The sequence below is a fragment of the Paenibacillus baekrokdamisoli genome (assembly GCF_003945345.1).
In the GTDB taxonomy this organism is placed as follows: Bacteria; Bacillota; Bacilli; order Paenibacillales; family Paenibacillaceae; genus Paenibacillus_Z; species Paenibacillus_Z baekrokdamisoli.
Genome location: NZ_AP019308.1, coordinates 2,046,075 through 2,071,943, shown reverse-complemented (window position 1 = coordinate 2,071,943; position 25,869 = coordinate 2,046,075). Strand labels below are relative to the sequence as shown.

Genomic DNA, 25,869 nt, shown 5'->3' with positions numbered 1-25,869 from the left:
AAGAAGGAGCTGCAATGGATATTTCAATATTTCAATCTAATTAGCTTCAAGTCTACTTAATGGCTTCTCTGCAGGTCCTTCGATAACATCGCCGCTAATAGAGAATCTCGATCCGTGGCAGGGGCAATCCCAGGTACGGTCTCCATTATTCCATTCCACTTCACAGCCCATATGCGTACACGTTGTATCTACGAGATACAGTTCTCCGTTCTTATCCTTGTATCCGCCGGCTCTTCGACCCTTAATTTGAACGACAGAGCCTTCATCTAGGGCAAGATCCTCTGGCCGTTTATTTATTCTCTCCAGCTTGCCGGCAATCAAATGCTTGGCCACATCAGCATTATCAACAATGAGCTTCTTTATCGTTGTAAAGGATGTAGAGCGAGATGGCTCAAACAGCTTCTCATAGGGGTTTTCCTTCTCCATAATCAAATCCCGGATGAGCAGGGCAGCTGCAGTACTGTTCGTCATGCCCCATTTGCGATAGCCTGTTGCAACAAAGATGTTTGGTGAGGATGCGGTAATACGACCGATATAAGGGATTTTATCGCCCGTAACTAAGTCTTGCGTGGACCATCGATAGGCAATTTCTTGAAGGTTGAAATGTCGTTCAGTAAATTGTTGCAGCTCCTCATAATGACTGATTGTACATATGCCTTGCCCTGTCTTATGGCTTTGTCCGCCAATAAGAATTAATTTCTGTTGGTCTGCCGTTTCTGCATGACGAATCGATCGTTTAGGATCCTCTGCGCTTATGTACATCCCGCCTGGATAGTCATCCGCAACCTTCACTCCAAGGACATAAGAACGATCTGCATGCATTCTTGCAAAATAAAATCCCAGACCGTCATAGAAAGGGAAATGTGTGCAGGAAGCAACGTATTTACAGGTGATATGATGACCATCACTTGTGATCACTTTAGGCAAAGATCCTTTTTCAACATCGATCGCGGTCGTATTCTCATAGATCTCACCGCCAGCTTCTATATATTCACGAACCAATGCAGTTAAATAGTGCAGGGGATGAAATTGGGCTTGATTATGCATAATAATCGCTGCTTTTGCCGGGACTTGAAGCGGAATATGATCGGAATAGGAGCTTGGAATACCAAGCAGCTTGTAAGCAGCCATCTCATCCTCTAACTTCTTTAAATAGTCAATGGAATCCGTGTATACATACGCATCTTGTTCAGAGAAGCCGCATTGGATTTGATTATGAGTGACCGTCTGCTTAATGAATTGCAGCGCATCATTCGAGGCTTGATAGTAAAGGGATGCCTTCTCTTGCCCTAGATTCGTCACGAATTCATCATAAATGAGGTCATGCTGTGCGGTGATCTTGGCAGTGGTATGTCCAGTTGTTCCATTTAACAGTTTACCTGCATCAAGGAGGACAACCTTATACCCTTCCTTTACAAGCAAGTAAGCCGTTGTAATACCGGAGATGCCGCCTCCAACGATAGTGATATCCGCTTCTATATCCTGATTGAGTGTCGGATAGGAGGGGAGATTATTCGTTGACTCGATCCAATAAGACTCGGGGAATTGGGGAAATGAATGATGTTCAATCACACTTGATCTCCTCCTGGTTGCTTCATTTTTTCATAGCTTTAACCATTGGTGAGGAAATCATTCCATGGTGCTTAGAAGTCCGCTTTGCTGCCGGATCATTCTTACGATCGCTGTTGTCTCCCTATTTCTTGATTCTATCCCTCAGGGGTAGAAATCCGGAGACAAAGGCGAACGCTATCGCTTCTTCAGAACGATTCCGTCCGCTTCGCTAGGCACTTCGTGATGGCAAGCACTGATTATGGTTTAGAACCAAAATTTCTACAGAAAACTTCTGCAGCCTCACGTCAGATTTCTGAAGATACAGAGCAGGTAACTGCCTATGCCTAGATAATCTCATTGTTGGATTGGAACAGAAGATTAATCATTTTAAAGAATGATTATGAGGTGTAAAGCTGCAAAAGCCAGCTTATTCTGTGAGAAGAATAAGCTGGCTTTTGTAATTTTTGTTAGGCTGAGGAGAGAAGGGGCTATTCAACACTCACGCCGGATATAGAGCGCGGTTCTTTGACCATTTCGGCATCAAAGTAAGCATGCAGCTCTGCCAGCTTACGCGGATCAACTAGAGAAACCTTCTCTGAAAGAAAATGTTCGACCAGCATATCCCACGTTGGGAGGAGCTTCTGCGAAGTAATAACACGGATTGCATGTTTGACCATTTTTCGTTCTTTAGCATTGGAATAAACATCCTTGAATTGCTGAATTCGCTCAAAATCCAATTGATCATAGATCGCTCGGAAGATCTCTCCTGTCATCCGTGCATCCTCTAAAGCACGATGTGCTGTACTGTTGTCAGCAATTCCAAGGTCAATGAGCGCCGCCTCGACACTTACATCATTAGCAACGTTCTTGAAGCGAGTGAAACCTTTCAATAAATCGTAATAAGAGGCCCCCATCCAATAGGCATCATCCATCTTATGCATTCTTGTATCAAAGATGATCCGCTTCAAATCCTCACCACCCCAAGTTACGAGCAGGAAGTCTTCGCTTAGATCCAACCAGCTTATGAATGCCTTAATTACATGAGGGAAGCCGGCAGCTACATCAATGTCTTCTTGCGGTATACCTGTCTTTTTCTTAATAAACCCGTTTAATTTGGAGAAATATACAGGTTTAATCAGGGATGAGAACGAATTGACGTATGCCAAGGAGGCGTCCAATCTAACGGCTCCGATTTCAATCACTTCCATAGGTAAATCACTTGCAAATTTACGTCCATTAAATTCGATATCCAGAATAATATAGTCCACAATAGCCTCCGTTATGATGAATCGTACCTACCATTCTAACAGAATTGGGGGATGAAAGTCTTATTGGATGCAAAAATACATGACTTTTATTCAATCTGAGGTTCCTATATGAAGTTGGAGGTACAAAGTTTAAGCTAACCTTTTCGCTTAAACAACAAACGAGCACGCCATCTGGCATGCCCGTCTTTTTGTTGTCCCCATAAATGGATTTAACCTTTTTGAGTTCTATCCACCATTCTAAAGTCATCGTAGTTAAATCCAGGAGCAACTACACAAGACACCAGCGTAGGCTCATCGCCAAGGGGGGTTGTCTTTTGCCACACGTTAGCGGGAACTAGAACTTGAGGGCTTTGGCCGCTCTCCATATCCATTCCCAGCACGATTTCTTGTGTGGTTTCCGGATGCTCAGCCGTGCCACCTAGACTAATCAAGAGTGGACTGCCTGAATGCCATAACCATAGTTCGTCCGAAAGCACAGTATGCCATTCGGAAGACTCATGGGGATGAAGCAAGAAGTAGATGGATGTTGCGGCATAACGTGAACCCGAATATTGGGCACTTAACACGTCTTTAGGAATTTCAAATGAGGCCTTCCAAAGTTCTTTGTACCAGCCGCCTTCAGGATGGGGTTTCAAATCCAACATCTTTACAAGGGGTGATAAGGTTTTGGTAATCAATTGGTTCTCCTACTCTCTTTATAATATCCATCTTTCAATTTATCGTAATCTTTCCACTTTGTAAACCAATGGAGATTGGAAAACAGCCCTTACGTTTAAAATAAGTGGCATACATAAGCTGCCCATGTAGTTGGGGAAACTTGTGAAATGAAGAAATTGGCGAAGTGTGCGAGGATGGGCAGGATAGATGTCATGAGAGCTGCCTAGGTACTTGAAGCAGAGAGGGACGAATCAGGATGGAATTGTTTCTAGATATTTTGGTATTATTAGCGCTGATTAGTATCTCTCATGTCCTTAACCGAGTAACTCCATTTATACCCGTCCCGCTTATTCAGATCGCACTCGGTATCGTGATTGTACTTTTTCTAAACATACATATTCCTCTTAATCCGGAGTTGTTTTTTGTTCTCTTTATCGCACCTATTCTGTTCAACGATGGGAAAATGACACCAAGAGACGAGCTCTGGAAACTGCGAGCTCCTATTTTATTGCTTGCCATTGGGCTTGTATTCATTACTGTCATTATAGGCGGCTATACCGTACATGCTATGATTCCAGCTATCCCTATTGCTGCGGCATTCGGATTGGCGGCAATCTTATCACCTACAGATGCTGTAGCTGTATCCTCTATGTCTTCAAGGGTTCAACTTCCCAAGCGAATTCATCGTCTACTTGAAGGTGAAGCGCTCATGAATGATGCATCAGGGCTTGTTGCATTTAAATTTGCGATAGCTGCTGTCGTAACCGGATTCTTCTCGGTCTGGCAGGCATCCGTCAGCTTCCTCATTATATCGTTAGGTGGACTATTGTTCGGAGCTTTAATATCGGTACTCTTGATTTGGTTCCGCATGCTACTGCGGCGTTTCGGCATGGAAGATGTAACGGTACATATGCTCATTCTCATCTTGACTCCATTCTTGCTGTTTATTCTGGCAGAAGAGTTCGGATTATCTGGTATCTTGGCAGCTGTGGCGGGCGGAATCATACATGCGATCGAGAAGGATCATTCTCGATCCGAGATCGTCGAGTTGAGAATGGTTGCCGAGAATACATGGTCCGTGATTCTATTCGTTCTGAATGGACTTGTCTTTATCATCTTGGGTGTTCAAATCCCCCACGTTCTGAATACGATATTCAAGGATTTCTCCTATAATAATGCGCAGGTCATCGCATACGTCATTATTCTTTATGTCCTGCTCATTGCGATCCGTTTCTTATGGTTATATTTCTTTAGCGCCATCAATATAGGACGAAGAGACTACAAGGAAAGCATATCCATGAGATCGATTATTCTGCTCTCTGTCTCTGGCGTTCGAGGCGCATTAACACTTGCAGGAGCTTTTTCCATACCCCTTCTTCTAGATAACGGAGATATTTTCCCACAGCGAAACCTCATCATTTTTCTTGCGGCAGGTGTTATTCTGGTGTCTTTACTTGTAGCTAGTATCGCTTTGCCGCTGCTTACAGCGAAGAAAAGCATGGATGTTGTGAACGAAGAAGGCGAATCGGAGAACGAAGCTCAGATTAGAGCTATGTCAGCTGCAATTATATCGGTCAAACTGATGAGAAACCAGTATAATGAATTGGCTGTTACTTCCGTTATTGCTTATTATGAGCAGCGTATTGCAGAGCTTCGAGCAAATCGAACGAATCTGGAGAGCAGCACTTGCAATCGTTCATTAGAGATCATCCTGCATCGGCATGCTGTAGCAAAGCAGCGGGAATTTATCCAACAGATGTTAAAGGGAGAGAGGATTAGTCGGGGAGAGGCCAGACGTTTGCTTGCAATTCTGCAAAGAGTAGAGATGGTACTTACCAATCGTTTCCGGATGTTTTCTTTGATATTATCCGACTTTTTGAATAAAGCCCTATCTCCGGGCAATCATGGTTTAAAAGACGAGCTTAGCATAGATGAGAAAATAGCGTTAAAAAAACTAAGAATAATGACAGCCGAGGTAGCTATTGAAGAGCTAAGTCAATACAAAGAGAAATACAAAGAGAAGGAGTATGAAACGGCTGCGTATAACGTTATCGCTCATTATAGGAGTATCATTGTTGAGCTTCGCAAGCAGATTTCTGACTCCATGGAAGAGCAGTATGAAGATCAGAAAGAAGAACTCCAGATGAGCTGCATTCAAGCAGAGCGTAACGAATTACAAATGCTATTCGAGCATGGAAAAATTTCTCGCAAGCAGTTAAGCAACCTTCAGGTGCAGGTCAGTTACCGCGAGTCTAATATGATCGAGGAGAATTTGGAGAATCAAGATTGAGGCTCCAGGCAATTCATAGGTCATGAGAAAAAGCAAGAAATTTTTTATCAGAATTTCTCATGGATTTCTAATAGTAGTCTCTTAGACGAGGCGGATGTAGGAGTTCTTCCTTCCTTGGTAAATGGTGGTTTTTTTATTTGTGATATGGTTGTTGTGGGTCATTTACATGGCACCAATAACTCATTCACAAGGAGGAAGTTATGAACAACACAAAGAAATCTCCAATCCTTAAAACATTAGTAGGAATCAGCCTAAGTCTAACGGTTGTCTTTTCTGGAAGTATGTTAATAACCCCTCAGTCTGCACATGCGGCTACGGCATCTAGCTCATCCATTGCGTCTAACTTAATTGGCGTAGGGCAACAATTTATGGGGGTTCCTTATAAATTTGGTGCGAGCTCAGGTAGAACGGATGTTTTTGATTGCTCTTCATTTACTCAATATGTCTATAAGCAAGTCGGTATTAAACTTCCTCGTTCTTCGAGGCAGCAAGCTACCGTAGGATCACAAGTACCTAAAGATCAGCTGCAACCAGGGGATCTAGTTTTCTCTGACACGAATCGAGATGGCATTATTAATCATGTGAGCATCTATATGGGGAATGGAAAATTACTTCATACGTATCGAGTAGGAATTGGCGTAACTATTTCTAATTTTAAGGGCAGTGCGTGGGATAGAACCTTCGTTACAGCACGTCGAGTCCTACCTAATGATGGACAAGCTGGTGCGGTAGCGCCACAACCAGAACCAGGATCACAACCACAACCAGGACCAGGATCACAACCACAACCAGGAACAGGACCACAACCAGAACCAGGACCGAGTGTGACTCCTGAACCTACCCCTACACATGTAAGCAAACACACTAGCAGCCATCACAAGCACTTTAGTCATACAAGACATTCAGAATCCAACGATAATGGTGAAAACTAAAAGTTAAAATAGGAATGGAAAAAGCAGGGCTCATAGTAGGCTCGAGAGAGCCCTGCAGAACGAATACAGATTCTGTAAAAACGACCCAGTACCTTATCGGTGCTGGGTTTGTTGTATAGTTCAACAATAAGAGAGCTACCGCGTAGTAACCCTTTTGAGTGGAATAATTAGGTGTGAGCAGAGTGCCTAGGCATTCTGCTCATTTTATTGAAGTGTCTCCGTATGCGTCGAAGAATAAAATTCAATTATAATTAATCTTTCCCAAATATAATAATTTAGGTTGTGGTAAGCTTCGAATTGGAACTGATTAAATACCTGCAAATCAGTCTTCAAGATAGAATTAGAAACAAGGAGCTGACACATGGAACATATATTTGGATTAAAAAATCTAAATGGCGAAGAAGCCACGATTTTTGAATTACAGGATGCAATGGACAAGGGGGAGATTACCTCAAGAGAACTTGTTATGTATTACATGTATCGGATAGCAACATATGACCAAAGAGGCCCTAAGATAAATTCTGTTATGGAAATTAATCCAGATGCGATTTTTATTGCTGAGGCATTAGACCAAGAAAGAAAATTAGTAGGAGTAAGGAGCCAACTACATGGTATTCCTGTTTTATTGAAAGGAAATATTGAAACAAATGATAAAATGCGTACAAGTGCGGGTGCACTAGCTTTGGAAAACCATGTAAGCTCAAAGGATGCTTTCCTTGTCCAAAAGCTGAGAGAAGCTGGTGCAGTTATTCTTGGAAAAACAAATATGACAGAATGGGCAAACGGCATGTCTTCGTCAATGTGGGCTGGATATAGTTCTACAGGCGGACAAACAACAAATCCGTATGGGGATCATTTCACGGGTGGGTCCAGCACGGGTTCAGCAGCAGCTGTAGCGGCAAATTTTACAGCTATTGCAGTTGGAACGGAAACCTCTGCCTCTATCTTAAGCCCCTCTGTTCAGAACGCCATAGTTGGAATAAAGCCAACCGTAGGTTTAATAAGTCGTTCAGGAGTAATACCGTGGACTTATTCTCAGGATACTGCGGGTCCTATGGCAAGGACTGTGACAGATGCAGCAATCTTACTAGGTGTACTCACAGGAAAAGACGAAAGTGATCCAGCTACTTGGAAGAATAACCAATCAAAGATAGACTATACAACCTTTTTAGATATAGACGGGTTAAAAAAAGCAACCATAGGAATTTTCAGAAATGTTCCACCTGAACGATATCGTGATATTGGCGAGTATGATGAGGGGTTATTTAATGATGCTGTAACCAAAATAAAAGATTCTGGAGCCAATGTTGTTGAAGATATAGAAATCCCATCGTTCTATAGAGAGTGGGAGTTTAATAAAATGAACTTTGAATTTAAACATGCTGTTGATAATTATCTGCAAAGTCTTCCATCACAATTACCTGTCCATACCATGAATGAACTGGTTGAATGGAATGAGCAGAATGCCGAGAAGGCTTTAAAATATGGACAAGATTCAATGAAAAATCGACTACAATTTGAAAATCAATTAAATAATCCAGAATATATTTTACAATCTATAACTGATTTATATTACTCACAAAATATGGGTATTGATTATGCTTTAGAAAAGCATGGATTGGATGCAATTCTCTTTCCTTCTTATGTTGGAGCCGATATTTGTGCTAGAGCGGGGTATCCATCCATAGCAGTGCCAGCTGGATTCCAGGAGAATGGCAGAGCATTTGGCATTACTTTTGCTGGGAAGGCATTTAGCGAACCGACATTAATTCGTATTGCATTTGCATTTGAACAACAAACAAAACATAGGAAAATGCCAAATTTGAAAGTGGATTATCCATATTAATTAGCTATTGATTTACTTGCAAAACAAGCTTATATTTAAGGAATTGGGGATATGTGGAAAGTGGTATTATTCATGCCAGTGTTCCAGTAATGGTAACTGGATTCGTCGGAGCTGCCTTTTTTGGTAGCTCTTTTTCTATTTTAATATCCCCATACGTTCATGTTTTTATCAAACATAAGGGAAAGGTTGATCATTGTGATACAACTATCGAACTGTGATTATAAGGATATAATTGGAGTTGTTAAGGATAAATTTCACTTTCACAACGTTTTTGTGTATTCGGTTCTTGAACTTAATCAACCAGGTACAGTATTCGTTAACAGTAAAACAGATCCGACAGCAGGAATAATTATGAATCGTGGTGGGTGCTACTATGTATTTGGTGATTTGTCAGATTCGAATTTTAATAATTCATTAATTGCTTTTTTACAAGATCGCTCCAACCATGCAAACTTCTACGATCTTTATTCTTCATCTGTGGATTGGCACCTTTTTCTAGAATCCGCACTCAGAGGAGAGGTGGTACAACTAACACGATCTCACTACGTTTTGGACGATTACGATCAATCGAATTGTAATACAGAGCTCCCCGCAGGATTTCAAATCTCCAAAATAGATAAAAAATATTATAATGATTACCGAACCCAAATTGATAACACATACGATCTCCTTTGGGAGTCTGATGACGATTACCTTCAAAATGCTTTTGGGTTCAGTATAATAGGATCCAATGGCGAATTTGCAAGCGTCTGCAATACGTTCTTTATCGGAGGAGGATTTATTGCTCCGGATATCCTTACGTTGGAGAAGTACCGGAATATGGGGCTTGCATCAATCGTATGCACTCATTTTATTCAAAGAAGTAGATCACTTGGACTTAAACCGTATTGGGACTGCGATGCTGGGAATGAAGCCTCCAACCGACTTGTGAAACGGTTAGGATTCGTGAAAGTTGGAGATTTGCCGATATTATGGTGGCATGAAAATAAAGATGTGATTAGTAATTACCTTAAGAAGAATAATTATTCGAAGGGGTAGATAGGGGAGGATGAAGATCCAGCCTCATATTGTTCAGCTGAAAATTATATGGCATACTAATTTGATCATCGAATCTTGGTAGAAATATGATATACAGGAGGTGCAATTGTGTACCGTATTCTCATTGCAGAAGATGAAATGCTAGTTAGACTAGGTCTGAAAAGTATGATTGAATGGGATAAATTCAATATGAAGGTTATCGCTGACGTGGCTAACGGACAAGATGCTTGGCGAGTTTACGAGGAACACAGACCGGAAATTATTATTACAGATATAAAAATGCCGGTAATGGACGGGATGGAATTAATATCAAAAATTAGGTTGCAAGATCAGCACACGAAGATCGTGATATTAACCTGTCTAGAGCAATTTAATTTATTACACAAAGCAATGAGTCTAGGTGTGAGTGATTACATAGTGAAATTAACAATGACTTCCGAAGAGATGGAGAATGTCTTACAGAAACTTCATACCGAGCTGCAAGCTAGTCAGCCGCAAATAAAAGTGATTCCAAATCTTGATGTGGATGCGCTAAAGGAAAATATATTTAAAGATTTCATGTTTCGCAATCGGTATACGGAAAATGAGTTTTCGAATACTATAGCTGGCATGAATCTGAGGCTTAAAGCGATCAAGTTAACGCTTTGTATAATGGAAATTGATCAATATAAACAATTGCAGGATAAATTCAAAGATGAAAAAGGGCAACTGATCCGCATATCCCTGTTAAACGTATTGGAAGAAGTTTTGCAAAGCCATGGTCGGGGAGAGGCATTTCATGATGAAGATAATCGGTATGTATTACTATTTAGCTTCCATGACATGGTCAGTGAACAGAAGATAACGGAAATACTCCAGCAAATTTTGGAGCATATTCGCAAGGTAATGCTCTCTTATTTCAATGTATCTATTTCCTTCGGAATCAGTACTCAAAAAAACGGCTATTCGGCTCTTAGGCTTCAATATAATGATAGTATTCAGGTCTTGGAGAAGAAATTTTTTCTTGGATTTGGTGCTGTATTAAACTGTCGTGAAGGAAGTGAGAAGCGTTTTGAAGAGATCATAAAGGAGAAATTAGTTCAGCATATCCATAAATGGGAGACTGTAGATGAAGAACAAAGCAAGGCGATGTACATATCTGTTTCGAATTTATATGAAAGCGGTTCATTATCGATAAAGGCGGATATTAAGGGAATGTTTGTTCAATGGTTGCAATGGCCTATGAGTTCACTCCATGTAAGCGATGCAGGGAAGGTCTCTCTATTTGCCTCATACGCGGACAGGCTGTTAAGAGCAACTATTCTCGATCAAATGATTGACATTTCCAATGAATTTTTGGATCAAATTATAGAGATAAAAAGCCAAAGAAAGTTAAGTAGAGAAGTGATCAAGGTTCTGAGCTACATTGAACGGAGTTATGCTGGAGATATACCCCTTCAGCAAGCCGCCAGCCATGTCGGAATAAGTCCTGGATATTTAAGCGCTTTATTTAAAAAAGAAATGGGAATTAACTTTGTCGAGTATTTGTTAAAATTTCGTATAGAAAAAGCCAAAGCGCTCCTGCTTAGCACACAGATGAAATCATATGAGATTGCCGAAAGGGTAGGCATGGATAACCATACTTACTTTAGTAAGATGTTCAAACGAACTACAGGTGTCGGACCTCGGGAATTTAGAAATCAGTGGATGACAAACCCGGTAGAGGAAAATGCAGGATATGAAGAAGATTAGTAAAGGAATCATTAGGAGCATTGGATTTGGTCTGCGGATTCAAATGGGGATTTCTTTCATGCTCATGAGTATTATCGTCCTTATGTTGAGCGCTGCTTTAACATACTTCGGAATGCTCAGTATTCTGCAGAAGCAATCAGAGGATAATACAATGCAATTATTTGAACAGGTCAATCATACCATCAATGCTTTTCGTCAGGAGGTTGATAAGATATCCACACAATTGTTAAGTACTCCCCAAGTTCAAGATTATCTCGATCAAAATCTGAGGGTAATAGGAGAAGCGGACAGAATTCAGCTAAATATAGATGTGTTGAATCAAATGGATGTATTGCTCGGTAATTATAACTATCTGGATTCTGTATTCATTTACACAGAAGACGGAAAGGTTCTGGGAAATTCGTTGTTTCGAATTTTATTGCCGCCCAACGCCTCCAAACAACAGCAGTTACTGTATTTCTCTAATCTGAAACGTACGTCTGTTTACAGCGAAGCAAAAGAATCCTTCCCCAAATTAGTATGGGCGGGTGCTAATCAAATAGCAGATTTCACTGATCAAACCAGTCGATCTAAAAAAGGTGAGAAAAATATTATTTCTGCTGCCCGTGCTGTAAAGTCCGTTACTCAAAGCACATCGAGCGCTACTCTAATCATTAATATTCACGAAAAATCGTTATTGTCGCTGTATAACAATCTTACTAAAAACTTTAGTGGAGAACTTTATATTTCCGATCAGAATGGACAAATCATATCTCATGCTGACCAGGCGCACATAGGAACAATAAGTACCAACTATGCATCCATTCAATCTGAGAAGACATATGGGAGCTTCAGATTAAACGATAAACAAATTATTTATTTAAAACTGGGTGATACCGGGTGGACATTAATCAAAGAAATTCCAATAGCGGAATTTGTTAAAGATATTTTAAACCTGAAATCTATAATCATTTGGATTTTACTTATCAGTTTACTGGTTACATTTTTCATGTCCTCTTTTTGGATTCGTAAAATTATGCGTCCACTTTACCAACTGACCGCCGCGATGCGTACTATGGAAATGGGCGATGTGGGATATATCATCCCCAAGCATTCTAGAAATGAGTTTGGCATGTTAAGCCGCGGATTTAATCGCATGTCTGAAAGCATTGTGCAGTCATTGGAGCGGGACCAACGGAATAACGAAGAGAAGCGAAGACTAGAAATTCAAATTCTCCAGTCTCACATCAACCCTCACTTCCTATTTAACACGCTTAATACGATTAAGTGGACAGCTACGGTAATGAAAGCAGGGAACATTGTGGAGATTATCAACGCATTAGGCAACATGCTGAGACCAATCTTTAAGAATCCGGCGACTTTCTATACGTTAGAGGAGGAATTGGAATATATCCAAAACTATATGAAAATTATGAACAATCGTTACGGGGAAGGTATAGTTATTCAATATCACATCCCGGATTCGCTGCTGACCTGTCTTGTACCGAGGTTTATTCTCCAACCTTTAATCGAGAATGCGTTGATGCACGGTCTGGAAACGAATCATTATGTAGGCGTTATTGAGATTATTGTAAATGAAATGGATGATGAAAATTTCAACATTCAGGTTAAAGACAGCGGCATAGGAATTCCGATAGACAAGCTGCAAAGATTGAACGAGTGGATTCGCTCTACTGATTCAGAGCAAGCTTCACTATTGCAGGACAACGAATTTGGCATCGGGCTTTTGAATATCCAACGGAGAATAAAGCTTCATTTTGGTATATCTTCTGAATTGCAAGTCCATAGCATTACAGGTCACGGAACAACGATCGAAATCCGGATACCTCAAAATAGAAAAATAAACAACATCGCGTAAAAAAGTGCAAGATTTTGAAGAAGTATACGGGATAGAAATAATCGATTGACGAAGAAAGTATATGTATTCGTCGAATTGATTATTTTTATACCGTTTTTTTGATTGTAAAATAAATATAAATCGAGAGAAGGTGGACACAGACTATGGAGAACATCCCGGTTCGCACGATGCCCGTGTTAAAGAAAAAGAGGCGAAAGCTTACTAAAAATCGTGTAATCTTGTTGTTATTGGCATTACCTTTAATCGTATTGATTTTTCTATTCAATTATTTACCTTTGTTTGGTTGGATTTATGCTTTTTATGATTATCAGCCAGGTATCCCTTTATCGATGAGTAAATTTGTAGGGTTTAAGTTTTTCATTATTGCTTTCACTGAAGAGAGGGGTGAATTAATCCGTGTATTGAAGAATACGCTGGCAATCAGCTTTTTAACAATACTTACATCTCCTGCGGGTGTCCTCTTTGCCGTTTTGTTAAATGAAATCAAAAAAAAGTCTTTCTCTAAATTCATTCAAACGACGACAACACTGCCGAATTTTATTAGCTGGATATTGACATTTTCTATATTTTACGTTTTTTTCTCTGTTAATGACGGCGCTATCAACCAATTGCTGTTGAAATTGCATCTTATTCAGAATCCAATAAACTTTTTAGGGGATTCAGCAATTGCATGGTATTTTCAAATCGGGATTGGGCTTTGGAAAGGGCTTGGTTGGGGGGCGATCATCTATTTGGCGGCAATCGCCGGCATCGATTCAGAAATGTATGATGCGGCGAATGTAGATGGGGCAGGTAGGTTTAGGATGATCTGGTATGTAACTATTCCGGGGATCATGCCCACCTACATTGTATTGCTGCTGCTGAATGTCAGCAATTTGCTCAGTAATGGATTTGAGCAGTTTTACGTGTTCATGAATCCATTGGTATCCGATAAATTAGAAATTTTAGATTACTATGTTTATCGAATTGGATTTCAGAACAATGACTTCGCATATGCGACTGCATTGGGTGTCTTAAAAACAGTAATCAGTATCATTATTTTATTTACAGTGAATCGGATTGCTAAACGAGTAAGGGGAGAGAACATCATATGAACAAAAGAAGTGGGGTCGATTGGGCATTTGACTTATGCAACTGGCTATTTATGTCCTTGTTCGTACTTTGCTGTATATATCCCTTTTATTATATTCTCATTAATTCTGTCAGTGATCCTAGTTTGGCAATACGGGGTGTCTATTTGCTGCCAGTTGGCTTCACGCTTAAAACTTATGCCAAGCTGTTTGTTTTGCAGGACATATCAAATGCGTTCTTCATTTCGACTTTAAGAGCTGTCCTTGGTACAGTGATTACCGTGTTCTGCAGCTCGTTCTTTGCCTATCTTGTCACCCAAAGAGACTTGATCTTACGTAAGTGGATTTATCGCTTTGTTGTTATGACGATGTATCTCAATGCCGGGTTAATTCCATGGTATATCACAATGAAAGAGCTTGGATTAAAAAACAACTTTCTTATTTATATTATTCCTGGTGCGGTTGGTGCGTTTTTTGTCATCTTGATTAAGACCTATATTGAGCAAATTCCTCCATCACTGGCGGAATCGGGGATGATGGATGGCGCAGGACATGTAACACTCTTCACTAGAATTATATTTCCTTTATCCATGCCTATTATTGCTACAGTTGCGTTATTTACTGCCGTAGCTCAGTGGAATTCCTGGGTGGACAACTTATTTTTGGTCAGTCATCCCAAGCTCCAGACGCTGCAGCTTTTACTATACAATTACTTGAGTCAAACGGAATCACTGGCTACCGAAGCAAGCATGAGGATGATGAGTCAACAATCGAATCAAAGCTATAAAGCTGCTTTTATGATTACACCGCAGTCTGTGAAAATGACGATTACAATGATTGTTACAGTCCCCATCCTATTTGTATATCCCTTCCTGCAAAAATATTTTGTCAAAGGCATTATGCTTGGTGCTGTAAAAGGGTAGCGGATATAACTGAGGTTAATATAACTCTGTATATATATCATAATTAAGGGAGGCAATCTAAAAATGGGTCAAAGAAGAAAAATCAGTTTGAGAAGAATTGCAGGAATGATTACTTTGGTGGCATGTGTTGCTATGGTTGGCTGTTCGAACAAAGGGGAGAATCAGCCTACCTCTACAAATTCACCTCCAGCAAGTACTTCACCGAGTGAAAAACCGTCCAAGGAGCCTATAACTCTAAAATTCTCTAGTGACGGTCCTGTATTTGTAGGTCAATTTCCATCAGGCGTACAAACAGATGAAATTGCAATGGAAATTGCAAAACAGACTGGTGTATCGCTAGATATTGACAGAGTGAATGATGACAAAAAGTTTAACCTAGAGATGGCTAGCGGTGAATTGCCTGATATTATTCTCGTGACGAATAAGGATCATTTGAATCAGTTAATTAAAGGAAATCAAATTATTCCTCTTGACGATCTGCTTACAACTAACGGTCCGGACATTCTCAAAGAATTGCCTAACCGAATCAAGATCAGCAAGAAATTCTGGAGCGCTGACACGAATAAATTGTATGCGCTTCCTGGATTGGCCAGCCAGTTTGCGCCGCAGGAACGTTATGAATCTCCAGGTTATCTTATCCGTTGGGATTACTATAAGGAGCTTGGATTCCCGGAAGTAAATAATATGGATGATCTTCTTAATATGCTTAAGGCTATGCAAGATAAGCATCCTACGAATGACCAAGGACAGAAAACATATGGTATATCACCATACTTTGCGGATTTCTTCACTTATCGCACGTTTGATAATGCCTTTAACCGATTGACAGCTAATAATTTTATTAGCTTGAATCCGGAGACAGGTGAACCAAGCGGAGGGTTTTTCGATACGGATAATGCATTCTGGAAAGGTACGGATTTTTACTTCAAAGCGAATCAACTGGGAATTTTGGATCCTGACTCTTTTGTGCATAAATTCGAGAATTTACAGGAGAAAACGAAGAACGGTCTTGTGTTATTCAGCACGCATCACTGGCTGGGGACGAATGCCGCCAATGAATTGCTGGCTGCAAAAGATCCTTTATCTGGATATGTAGGGCTTCCTTATCCTAAAGGACAGAGCATGACTACGGATGCTGTCAGCCCAGATGGTAATGAGACGAGACTATGGGTCATATCGAAAAATAGCAAACATCCAGAGAGAGCGATGGATTTGATCAATTACATCTTGACGTCCGAAGGGTCCAGATTGATTAACGACGGATTTGAAGGAGAGCAATGGGAGTTAGATAATGGCAAGCCGAAAGTAATCGACGCCGATAAGCGGAATGATGCCGTTTATGCAGAAAAGACTGGAATGGGTAAGTATTGGAATCTATCTGGTGCTGTTGCCGGTTATAACGATCCGAAGTATAACGTACCGATCGCCTATGGACAGTCTAAGGAAGAACTGATAAAGAGCTTATCCCCATTGAATAAAGATTATAGCAGTCATTATGGCGTATCCTATCCGGGGGAACTTGTCGACAAACGGGTCAAATCGGGTGAGATTAACTTTATATTTATTAACTCAGCCATGAGTTATGGGTTGGATATGAACACCCCCGACGATATCAAACGGTTGGATGCCAAAATTGCGGATTACTTGGCACGTATGCAAACCAAACTGATTCTCGCTAAATCTCAAGACGAATACAAGAGTATTCAAAAAACAGTATTGGATGAATTGAAGGCAATGGAGGGTCAGAAATCAGTAGATTATTGGATGAATAATTACAAAAATGCGGCGAAGATTTGGACAGAAGTTAAATCATAATTACCATGTGAAAAGGCAGTAACATTCGTTGCTGCCTTTCTTATTTCATTAAAACGTATCCGTGTGGAAATCACAGAATGATAGGACAGTGAGTGATAAAAGATGAATAATCGCCCTTATGAAAAATGGATATGGATTGAGTTAATCGGGTTCGATCATACAGAAAGCGATTTTGGCGTTAAGGCGTATTTGGACAATATCGGCTTTATTCCTCAAGGCATTTCATTGCTCATGTTCTCACCTGATTTTGTGCATGCCCATGAAGGAATGGAGCGAGAAAATGTTCTACCCATGGAGGTTTGCTCTTACGGGGCACGTCCATATGGAAAGGAACGTAATAGGCAGGCTTGGACCAATTATCAGCTGCGGGGACTTGTCGTTGAGCTGCAAAAGCACGGTATTGAAATATATTGCAGCTTTTTTAATTTGTTTCACTTTCATGTTGAAGGTGAAGATTCACTAAGGCAGAGCAAGTGGTGCGCTGCTCATCCGGAGCTTTATGAAATGAGGAAGAGAGGGGAAGCACTCCCGGTAATTAATCCGTTGCGACGATTTAAGGATGGAAGCTACTACGAGGATTTATTGATTCACGATTTAATGATTATCCTACAAGATTATAACTTCGATGGCTATCATGGCGCTGATGGTTACACCAGTCCACGTTTAAGCCTTGCGGAGGGCGATTATTCTGATGATATGGTGGATCAATTCATTCACTACAGTGAGGTGGAATTGGGTAATGGGGTTGCGCTTGTTTGCGATGGCGATCCGATTGCTATGGTACAGCGGGGCGAATGGATTTGGCACAACAAGCGGACGGAATGGATTCACTTCTATGCTCACCGATGGGGGGAGCAATGGAAGAAAATGATGTCGGCACTCCACAAGATGGGCAAAAAAGGCGTTGTCAATTCGGCATGGACCCGAGATCCGTTTGAAGCGCTGTATCGTTATGGGGTGGATTATAAACTGCTAGCAGCAGCTGGAGTAGATGGTATTGTCGTGGAATCAGTTGGAGCAACATGTTCATCCGGTGTGGATGATATGGAATATGATCCTGGTTCAGAATTTATGGCCATGTTGATGGCAATTAAGGCTTATGTGCCAGATACGAAGCTGATTGGTTTGAATTCAATCCAAGATACAAATGAGCAATATGATGCCCTGAGCCACGTCCCAACTCTGGTAGAAAGAGATATCTATTCATTTTCCAATATTTATTTACAAGACCAAGATGGGGTAAAGCGCTGTACATCGGGCTTTGTTGCTTGTCTGGGGGATGGGATAAGCAAGGATGGGTGGGAATGGCTCATAAAACGCTGGGACCTCGGGTATGAGGGACTAGCTAAACGGGTTATAGGAGCTAGCTTTGTTTGGTCTGACGAAGTGTTACACCGTTCACTAGTGGATTATACCGAAACTCGCAACTGGCCTGTGCATAAATTTGTAACTGAATTGATAGAGCGCGGCGCGCCGATACAATGTGTTGTAAATGTAAATGAATTGCAGAATGGCACCATATTCGTGGCCAATGTACATTTATTACCAGAACAGGAGCTCCAGCAGGTGCTCACCTATCGAAATGGGTCGTCCGTACTGGTAGGTAGGATGACGGAGCGGATTTCGCAAGAGCGGGAGAGTATCGGCTTAAATGGGGAATGCGAACTGAACCAGTTCTTTTGTGTGGTACGGGATGAAAACGGCACAGTGTTGAGCATGTTTGTGGAGGAAACGGATGCGAATCGTCTATCGGATACGCAGAACGATCTTTCCAAAGTTAACGATTCATTATCTTGGATAAATAGCCTTTATTTCAATTCGGTATCTGATAGCTTCCTAAATGGATGTATACGGGTGTTGGTAGATGCTGCAGGATCTCCGAAAGTAACCAAACATGCGGAGCATATCCGAACTACCGTATTGGAGATGGAGGGTGGAATATGGAGGATTCTCATCAGAAATCTCCATGTGAACTACAAACGGGCGCATATCGATGTAGGTCGTCCCATTGCAAGCATGAGCATTCTGACCGATTTTCCAGGTATACCTATCAAGCCAAAGGATTCAAATTTTAATCTAATCGTCCCAGGGCGTGGCATGGTTATGGTAGAAATTAGTTTTAAATGACTACCAACAGATAGAGATAGGTACATCAAACAAGGAGTAGGTGAATAAGTTGTCCGTTATGACAGTAACAGGGAAGGTGAGTGCGAGCAGTCTGGGTTTGGTGCTGCCGCATGAGCATGCTTTCATCGAATTACGAAATCTGGTACCTGCACCACACACGATTTCAGGTAAGGTACTGGCACGGGAAAAGGTAAATATGTCCAATATAGGCAGGCTGCAGCGGAATCCATACGCCGTACTGGACAATGCGGTGCTCGAAGATGAGAAGATCATGGAATGGGAGATCCTGCAGTTTAAAAAAGCCGGAGGAACGACATTTGTCGATCTTACATTGCGAGATATCGGCAGAGACCCCGTCCTGCTTGCCCGATTATCAAGGGCGCTCGATATCAAAGTTATTGCTGGCTGCGGCTACTACATCAAAGCGTCCCACCCACCGGATATGGACGATAAGACAATCGAAGGTATTGCCGCAGAACTGCTCCATGAAATCAAACATGGGATCGATGGAACGAATATCAAAGCAGGTGTTATTGGTGAAATTGGAACCAGCGAAATCATCTATCCGAATGAAAAAAAGACGCTGATCGCAGCCGCTATCACGCAGAAGGAGACCGGACTTGGTCTTCATGTGCACACAGATCTATGGGCTACCAATGGATATGAAGTGGTGAAGATACTTACTGAACATGGAGCTGCGCCTGAGAAAATATGTATTAATCATATTGATGTGGATATAAAGCTGGACTATATAAAGGATCTGCTTAACAAAGGGGTCTATGTGGAATTTGATAATTTTGGGAAAGAGTTCTATTCCGATAAGAGACATAGAAGTGTCCTTAAAGGGCTCTTTGCGAGAGATATTGAGCGGGTTAGGGCGATTAAGGAATTGATTAACCATGGATTCCTTACGAGAATACTACTATCCAACGATATTTGCCTGAAAACATGCCTGCACAGCTATGGCGGTTGGGGCTATGACCATATGATCACAAACATCATGCCGATGATGGAGGATGAGGGATTCACAACGGAGCAAATCGAAACCTTGATGGTGCATAATCCCGCCGCCTTTTTGGATGATGGAAAAGATTGATGAGAAGAGGTGTCCGATGAAAATTATTGATTGCAACTGTGCCATCGGCTATAAAACAGTCAATTATGAAGTTGTCAACCATGAGAATTTCCTAGTTAAAGAAAAGGTCAAGCAAGCCCGCAATGCCGAGGAACTGCTGGCCGAGCTGGATTTCTGCGGAATCGAGCAAGCGATTGTTTATCATAACACGATGATCGATGTGGATCCTGGTTATGGCAATCAGAACATTCTTACCGAAGTAGACAAAGCACCAGACAGACTGATCCCAACCTGGACGATTCTGCCGCCGATTACGGAAAGTGAATTTTCTGCGGAAAATCTGTTTAAAAGCATGAAAACATCCAATGTCATGATGTTAAGAGCTTATCCCGAGCGAAACCGTTACCTGTTAAATGCGGTAACGATGGGTGAGCTTCTGCAAGAAATTGAAGCTGCTCATATCCCATTATACTTGTCTCCGAACGCGGGTTGGGAAGTCATTTACAATGTGCTCAAAGAGTACCCCAAGCTGACTGTAATTCTTAATAATTATGGGTTATGGAGCCATGATAGATTCCTGTATCCTCTCTTCAAATCCTACAAAAATGTGTATATCGAAAGTGGTGATATGCAGACGGCAGGCGAAATTAAGGACATCTGCAGCAAATTCGGTTCGGAAAAAATTCTGTTTGGCTCTGATTTTCCTAGTAATTGTATCGGCGGCCCGCTCGTAACCTTAGTGGGTGCTGGCATTACACGAGAGGCCATCGAGAATATTGCCCATAGAAATATTGAAAGAATTTGGAGCGAGGTGAAGCTATGAGCGGAATCCGGATGACCAATAAATCAAAGCTGGCAGAAGAGTTTATGGAAACGGGAAGGTTAAGCAGTCTCTCCATTATCGATATGCACACGCATATGGGACCCTTCTATGGCACTTACTTGCCGGAAGCAGATCTGACCACGATGATTCAAACGATGGACAGGGAAAATATCAAATGCATCATTTCTGCACCGCACAGCGCTTTATTCGACCCAATTGGCGGAAACTCGGAAATTCTTGCAGCAATGAAACAATATCCTGATCGAATATACGGCTATTACACGTTTAATCCGAATTATGAGCATGATTTGGACCGTGATCTGGCAAGCTTTGATCAAGTAGAAGGCTATGTAGGCTTTAAATTTTTGCCCGATTATCACAAGTATCCGCTTAATGGTGAGAAATTCACAAAAATCTATGAATTTGCCAACGAACGCGGACTGCTGCTGCTCTCGCATACTTGGGGGCATAGTCTCTACAATCCACCGCAAATGGTGGAGGAATTAGCTTGTAAATATCCCAATATCAAGTTTCTGCTCGGTCATTCCGCACCGGGAGAAACCGACTATGCGATCGAAATAGCGAGCCGCTTGCCGAATGTGTACTTGGAGCTGTGCGATACGGGCCGTTTAAACGGCATGGTGCAAAAGATGGTCAGGGGGGCGTCCTCCGAGAAAGTTTTATTCGGTACTGATTTTCCTTGGTATGACCCGCATTACATGCTAGGGAGTGTGTTATTCTCTGGAATCGACGATCAGGATATACAGAATATTATTCATCATAATGCAATCCGCTTGCTAAATAGAAAGGAATATACCAAACATGAGTGAAATGATTGAATCCTTCGAAACAGCCAAAGGGAATGTGTTCGGGGATTTGCTAACAACAAGAGTGCAGGATAAAGAGCTAAAGATCGGGCTGCTCACAGTCGGTTTTTTTGAATATTGGCGGATGTTCCCGGATTCCTTGAGAGATAACGTTACAGCAGATATGACCTGCATATTCGATAATCTCCAGAAACACTTGAATCATAACCATGTAATTTGGCCCGGAATCATTGATACTCTCGATTCTGCAGATGAAGCGGGGAAAGTGTTAGCTCTTGAACAGGTTGATCTTATTGTATATGTAGCCGGTACCTACTGTCCCGATTATATGGCGATCCAGGCATTGGAGCATATACGTCATGTGCCGGTCATTCTCTTTAATACGCAGCATGACAATACTATCAATCTCAAAACCAATTATGAGAATATTTTGCGGAATAGCGGATTGATCGCTAATCTCCAGCTGGCTGCTACGTTTAGGAAAATGGGCTGGTATACAGACTTAAAGGTTGTGGTTGGGTCGATTAATGATGGATCTGCTTATGAGGAAATGACCCGATATATCCGTGCATATAAGGCGTATATGAGTCTGAAAACGACAAATATAGGTGTAATTGGACATGTGTTCAGAGGCATGTATGACTTTGAATATGATAAAACGATGATTAAAGGCACCCTTGGACCGAATGTCATTTCAATCCAAGTCGATCATTTGCTCGAACAATTCAGCAAAGTAACGGATGAGGAGATCAAGGACATTGCAGAAAGTACCAAGAGTCGTTTCAGTATAGTTGGACTCCAGGATGAGGATATCTATAAATCTTCTAAGTTTTATTTTGCCCTGAAGAACACGATTGAACGATTCAGATTGGATGCATTAACGCTTCTAGGTCAGCATTATGTGGAGGAGAAGACAGGAACAACCTCATATCTAGCCAACACGCTTATGCATGAAGAAGGCAAATATGTGGTCAATACCGAGGGGGATATCCATGGTTTGATTATGATGATCCTTCTAAATAAGCTCAGCGGTAAAACCCCGGCTTACGCAGAGTGGGGAGAATACGACGAGCAGTTGAATGCAATCCTGATGGTCCATCATGGTTATGCAAATACGGAATATGCGACAGACATGAACACGGTGAAGGTCAACCGCTCTCCAGAGCAGTGGGGACTTAAAGGGCAGGGATTTGGGTTTGAATATACGCTGAAAGCGGGTGTTGTCACTGTAGCCCATATCATCATCGATGCAGATGGATACAAAATGCTCATTGTGAAAGGGAAGGCACTTCATATTCCGGAGAACATCCCTTGTGAAGAAATCACGGCAGTCATTCAATTTGAAACACCGGTTAAACAGTTTCTCAAAGCATTGATTAAAGAGGGCTTTGCTCATCATTGCATCATCGGCTATGGAGATTACACCGAGGAATTAGCCACGATTGCTGATTTCATGAAGATTCGAAAAGTAATTTATTAAGGAAAATTGATGGACTATTAAAATAGAACCGGGAGGCCTATAAATCATGTTTGAAATTCCAAGCGAAGAGTTTGTTGCACGAGCTGAAAAGCTGAAGGTGCTAATGCTAGAAAAAGATATTCAGACCATCTTGGTATACGGAGATGAATACAGAAAAGAAAATTTACGGTACATCAGCAACTACTGGCCGTTATTTGAAAGAGGGGCAGCGATTGTTCCTTTGATAGGCGAGCCTTTTGTTATTGCAGCACCGGAAGGTGAAATGTTTTGCCGTGAAATGAGTGCATGGAAGGATATTAGACTGATTCCTGAATTTGCATGTGTAACTGTACCGGATAAGATCGAATATCCCTTTGCCCACTATACAAGCTTGAAAGTGATATGCAGCGGTCTTAAAGATTCGAATAAGCTGCAAAGATTGGGGATCGTTGGCTTGGATGCCATGCCGGAAGCTTTATTGCGAGAAATTACGCAAAGCTTCGCGGGCGTAGAGATTGTTGATGCAGGTGATCTATTATTTCAGCTGCGTATGACCAAATCGAATCGGGAAATTGCATGTTTGCAGGAAGCGGCAAGAATTGCCGATGCGGGTTACAAGCTGATGATCGAACAGGTGAAGCCTGGCATGACGGAGCTTGAGCTAGCGTCATTGGCACATGGAGAATGCACCAAGCAGGGAGCGGAAAGCATCCCCTTCTGTCTTCTCACAAGCGGCGAACGGGTCAATACGATTATCGGAAGAGCTTCACGAAAAGTGATTCAAAATGGCGAGATGATCATGGCAGCCATTGCGGTGCAGGTGGAAGGGTATGTGGCCACGTTAAACTTCCCTTTTGTTGCAGGTGACGTGAGTGCGGAACAAAAAGCCTTTATAACGCTACTTGTTGAGGCAGAGGAGCTTGCTTTATCCAAACTGAAAGCAGGTGCGAAACAAGGTGAATTGGTAAGCGCGGTCAAAGCTTATTTTGCAGCGAAAGACGTTACCCAATATGACCTTTACCCACCCTTGCACGGCTGTGGTTTAGCCGAGGCTGAGTCACCGTATCCAGATGAGAATTCAACCTCGACGTTCAAGGCAGGAATGACAGTAAATACGGATGTAAGTCTTTTTGGACATCCTCATGGTTCAAACCGGATTGAAGAAAGCCTGGTTGTAACTGAAACAGGATATGAATCGATGTCCAAGCTGGTCAGGCAATTAAGTAAAACGTGGAGAGAACAGGGAATCATTTCACTTGTTCAATAGGAGGCATACATGGAAAAACAGGGAGCGAAAAACTGGTATATCATTGACGGTTATTTACCTTACAAAGGGAAAGTCGAGCATGAGAACTTTGAAGGCCACGAAGCTATCATGATTTTAAACTGCCAGGATGAAGAAGCGGAGATTTTCATGGACATTTACTATGAAGACAGGGAGCCTGATAGAGATATTAAGATTGTTGTGCAGGCCAGAAGAGTTAAATGCATTCGAATGGATCATCCAGATGAAATTGGAGGAATCCGCCTAGATAGACAGCTCCAATATTCACTACGATTTAGAAGCAGTATTGAAGTGATTATTCAGTATGGCAGAATGGATATTGCCCAGCCGAATTTGGCTTATATTGGGATGATGGGGTATTCGGAATAATTTACAGCAGTTAAATGAAGGTTTTTGGGAGAGGAAGGTATGTATGAAGTGGACTCATAATCGATTGGATATCGTACGGCCGGGGCTATTTGGCATGACGGTCGCGGCCGACAGCAGGCGAATGGAATTCGATGCGAAAAACGAAATACTGATGTACCATCAGACTCCTGTCGATTATGTGTTTATAGGTGACTCCATCACCCACATGTGGGAGCTGCAGGCTTATTTCAAACATTCTGGATGGTTTATTGCCAATCGGGGTATTGGCGGGGATACGACGGAGTATGTTTTGAAACGATTCGAAGCCGATGTCCTGCAGCTTAAGCCGAAGGTTGTCGTTATCATGATCGGCATCAATAATACATGGGGATTAGACGAGTGGAATGAAATTGTTCGCAAGCATCCGGATGATTTATATAAGGAAATTACATGGGATATCGATCAAATGTTGATTCACGCCATTGACGCGAATATTACCCCTGTACTTTGTTCTATTCTACCAACCTGCACAACTATGAGCACCACGACAGCTGTCCGTAACGAAACTATTGTCCGCATTAATTCAGAGCTGCGCCAAATCGCGAACAATCGGAATGCTATTTTCGTGGATTACCATAGTAAGATGACGTTACCGGATGGGCTTGCTATGCGGGAGGAGCTCGTCTTCGACGGTATTCATCCCAACGTTCGCGGTTATAATGTCATGGCTCAAGTATTACAGGAGACGCTTAACGACCTATATGATTTATAACAGTAGATATCGAGCTCAGCACTTCCCGAGAACTAAGAGCTGCTTATAACTAACTTGATCCCTCAGCATATGACTCTTAATCTGAAATGATATTCATGCTACCCTCTTCTTTTAGAATGAGAGTGAGTGAGCATTTTACATAGATGGAGTAGTGAATCATCAATATGCTGGAGG

At 41.6% G+C, this 25,869-nt stretch carries 20 protein-coding genes; 17 read left to right on the top strand and 3 right to left on the bottom strand.

Going from position 1 to position 25,869, the window contains the following annotated elements:
* Nucleotides 1-36: 36 nt before the first annotated feature.
* The 3 genes from EKN16_RS09140 to EKN16_RS09130 form a co-directional block, all read right to left on the bottom strand.
* A complete protein-coding gene (locus EKN16_RS09140; protein ID WP_125666048.1) occupies nucleotides 37-1,569 on the bottom strand; it encodes an FAD-dependent oxidoreductase in 1,533 nt (510 codons plus the stop codon).
* A 470-nt stretch (nucleotides 1,570-2,039) separates the two neighbouring features.
* Nucleotides 2,040-2,819, bottom strand: coding sequence for a 3'-5' exonuclease (locus EKN16_RS09135; RefSeq protein ID WP_125655627.1), 780 nt, complete (start codon nucleotides 2,817-2,819; stop codon nucleotides 2,040-2,042).
* Between the two features lie 209 nt (nucleotides 2,820-3,028).
* Entirely contained in the window at nucleotides 3,029-3,493 is a 465-nt protein-coding gene (locus tag EKN16_RS09130; RefSeq protein ID WP_125666046.1) for a cupin domain-containing protein, read from the bottom strand.
* A 239-nt stretch (nucleotides 3,494-3,732) separates the two neighbouring features.
* Between EKN16_RS09130 and EKN16_RS09125 the strand changes: the two genes are divergently transcribed.
* From EKN16_RS09125 to EKN16_RS09045, 17 genes are all read left to right on the top strand, one after another.
* Nucleotides 3,733-5,766, top strand: coding sequence for a Na+/H+ antiporter (locus EKN16_RS09125; protein WP_125655625.1), 2,034 nt, complete (start codon nucleotides 3,733-3,735; stop codon nucleotides 5,764-5,766).
* 200 nt (nucleotides 5,767-5,966) lie between these two features.
* A complete protein-coding gene (locus EKN16_RS09120) occupies nucleotides 5,967-6,698 on the top strand; it encodes an NlpC/P60 family protein (protein ID WP_125655623.1) in 732 nt (243 codons plus the stop codon).
* Nucleotides 6,699-7,059: 361 nt separating this feature from the next.
* Nucleotides 7,060-8,544 (top strand): amidase family protein, encoded by a 1,485-nt coding sequence (locus tag EKN16_RS09115; RefSeq protein WP_125655621.1) that lies wholly within the window; start codon nucleotides 7,060-7,062, stop codon nucleotides 8,542-8,544.
* Between the two features lie 195 nt (nucleotides 8,545-8,739).
* A complete protein-coding gene (locus EKN16_RS09110; protein WP_183530825.1) occupies nucleotides 8,740-9,582 on the top strand; it encodes a GNAT family N-acetyltransferase in 843 nt (280 codons plus the stop codon).
* Between the two features lie 108 nt (nucleotides 9,583-9,690).
* Nucleotides 9,691-11,313: a response regulator transcription factor gene (locus EKN16_RS09105; RefSeq protein ID WP_125655617.1), complete on the top strand. Its 1,623-nt coding sequence runs from the start codon at nucleotides 9,691-9,693 to the stop codon at nucleotides 11,311-11,313.
* Nucleotides 11,314-11,377: 64 nt separating this feature from the next.
* Nucleotides 11,378-13,171 carry a cache domain-containing sensor histidine kinase gene (locus EKN16_RS09100; protein ID WP_232016319.1) on the top strand — a complete coding sequence of 598 codons (1,794 nt, stop codon included), beginning with the start codon at nucleotides 11,378-11,380 and terminating at the stop codon, nucleotides 13,169-13,171.
* 227 nt (nucleotides 13,172-13,398) lie between these two features.
* Nucleotides 13,399-14,265 carry an ABC transporter permease subunit gene (locus tag EKN16_RS09095; protein WP_232016316.1) on the top strand — a complete coding sequence of 289 codons (867 nt, stop codon included), beginning with the start codon at nucleotides 13,399-13,401 and terminating at the stop codon, nucleotides 14,263-14,265.
* Nucleotides 14,262-15,164, top strand: a complete 903-nt coding sequence (locus EKN16_RS09090) for a carbohydrate ABC transporter permease (protein WP_125655613.1) — start codon at nucleotides 14,262-14,264, stop codon at nucleotides 15,162-15,164. The genes EKN16_RS09095 and EKN16_RS09090 overlap by 4 nt, the downstream gene beginning before the upstream one ends.
* Nucleotides 15,165-15,227: 63 nt before the next feature.
* Nucleotides 15,228-16,979, top strand: coding sequence for an extracellular solute-binding protein (locus tag EKN16_RS09085; RefSeq protein ID WP_125655612.1), 1,752 nt, complete (start codon nucleotides 15,228-15,230; stop codon nucleotides 16,977-16,979).
* 102 nt (nucleotides 16,980-17,081) lie between these two features.
* On the top strand, nucleotides 17,082-19,106 hold the full coding sequence (locus EKN16_RS09080) for a hypothetical protein (protein WP_125655610.1): 2,025 nt from the start codon (nucleotides 17,082-17,084) through the stop codon (nucleotides 19,104-19,106).
* Between the two features lie 58 nt (nucleotides 19,107-19,164).
* Nucleotides 19,165-20,202, top strand: coding sequence for a phosphotriesterase family protein (locus EKN16_RS09075; protein ID WP_125655608.1), 1,038 nt, complete (start codon nucleotides 19,165-19,167; stop codon nucleotides 20,200-20,202).
* 16 nt (nucleotides 20,203-20,218) lie between these two features.
* Nucleotides 20,219-21,004: an amidohydrolase family protein gene (locus EKN16_RS09070; protein WP_125655606.1), complete on the top strand. Its 786-nt coding sequence runs from the start codon at nucleotides 20,219-20,221 to the stop codon at nucleotides 21,002-21,004.
* A gap of 11 nt (nucleotides 21,005-21,015) precedes the next feature.
* Nucleotides 21,016-21,834, top strand: a complete 819-nt coding sequence (locus EKN16_RS09065) for an amidohydrolase family protein (protein WP_232016315.1) — start codon at nucleotides 21,016-21,018, stop codon at nucleotides 21,832-21,834.
* The gene (locus tag EKN16_RS09060; RefSeq protein WP_125655599.1) at nucleotides 21,827-23,311 is read left to right on the top strand and encodes a hypothetical protein; all 1,485 of its coding nucleotides are present in this window, start codon (nucleotides 21,827-21,829) and stop codon (nucleotides 23,309-23,311) included. Before EKN16_RS09065 ends, EKN16_RS09060 begins: the two co-directional genes overlap by 8 nt.
* A gap of 46 nt (nucleotides 23,312-23,357) precedes the next feature.
* Nucleotides 23,358-24,557, top strand: coding sequence for a M24 family metallopeptidase (locus EKN16_RS09055; RefSeq protein ID WP_125655597.1), 1,200 nt, complete (start codon nucleotides 23,358-23,360; stop codon nucleotides 24,555-24,557).
* Nucleotides 24,558-24,566: 9 nt separating this feature from the next.
* Nucleotides 24,567-24,944, top strand: a complete 378-nt coding sequence (locus EKN16_RS09050) for a sensory rhodopsin transducer (RefSeq protein ID WP_125655595.1) — start codon at nucleotides 24,567-24,569, stop codon at nucleotides 24,942-24,944.
* A gap of 43 nt (nucleotides 24,945-24,987) precedes the next feature.
* The gene (locus EKN16_RS09045; protein WP_125655593.1) at nucleotides 24,988-25,695 is read left to right on the top strand and encodes an SGNH/GDSL hydrolase family protein; all 708 of its coding nucleotides are present in this window, start codon (nucleotides 24,988-24,990) and stop codon (nucleotides 25,693-25,695) included.
* Nucleotides 25,696-25,869: the final 174 nt, after the last annotated feature.